Origin of the sequence: Bradyrhizobium sp. th-b2 (assembly GCF_000426785.1) — a bacterium.
Taxonomy (GTDB): Bacteria; Pseudomonadota; Alphaproteobacteria; order Rhizobiales; family Xanthobacteraceae; genus Bradyrhizobium; species Bradyrhizobium septentrionale.
Map to the genome: position 1 here is coordinate 1 of NZ_KE384574.1, position 1,083 is coordinate 1,083.

General features: G+C 61.2%; 1 protein-coding gene. It reads left to right on the forward strand.

Annotated elements, in window-relative coordinates; all coding sequences use genetic code 11:
• Positions 1 to 20: 20 nt before the first annotated feature.
• On the forward strand, positions 21 to 1,083 hold a 1,063-nt coding region (locus K359_RS57020), incomplete at its 3' end, for a VCBS domain-containing protein (RefSeq protein ID WP_245285002.1).

Sequence of the window (1,083 nt, forward strand, 5' to 3'; positions counted from 1 at the left end):
TGAGCTCGGACTCGAAATCTGTGACCGAAGGGGACACGGCGGCGGCGCTGAACACCAGCGGCCAGCTGACGATCACCGACCCGGACACGGGTGAAGCGCATGTGGTGGCGCAGACCGCGGCGCACGGGACCTATGGCGACTTCTCGATCGACGCCAACGGCGCCTGGACCTACACCGGCAACGGGGCGCACGACGAGCTGACCGCCGGTCAGGTGGTGAGCGACACCTTCACGGTGACGAGCCAGGACGGCACGGCGAGCGGGACGGTGACGGTGACCATTACCGGCACCAACGACGTGGCGATCATCGATCTTGATGCCAACAACTCGACCGCGAGCGGGGCCAACTACGTCGGCACATTCACTGATACCGGATCGGCGGTTGCTATTGCCGATACAGATGTCAGCATCACCGATCCAGACAATGCCAGCATGGCATCTGCGACGGTGACGTTGACCAACGCCAAAGCCGGAGATGTGCTAGCTGTAAACGGTACGCTTCCAAGCGGCATCTCTGTAGCAATAGATAGTTCGTTTCCCGGTAAGATCATTCTTACCCTTTCCGGTTCGGCAACAAAGGCTGACTACAACACCGCTCTGCATCAGATCGTATTCAGCACGAGTACGAATCCGGACACCACCGACCGCAATCTTACAGTCTCAATCAACGATGGGCTTGCAAGCAGCAACACGGCGGTCTCTACGATCCATGTGCTCGATGCTACCAGTCCGACGGTAGCCGCGGTCGCGATCAACGATACGCAGATCACGGATGCGGATACGGGCCTGACGCGGACGGCAACCATCACCTTCTCGGAGGCGATGGACCAGACCTCGACGCCGACGATCACGACCAATGCCGGCACGACGCTGACCGGCCCGACAGGCGGACATTGGGTGGATTCCACCCACTACGCGCTGAACTACACGGTCGCTGACGCGGGCGTCAGCCTGGCCAACGTCACCTTCAACGTGTCGAACGCCAAGGACGCGGCCGGCAACACCCAGGTGGCCGCAACCAACTTGGCCTCCGCCACCTCGGTCGACACCCAGAACCCGACGGTAAGCAGCGAAGCAATCACGA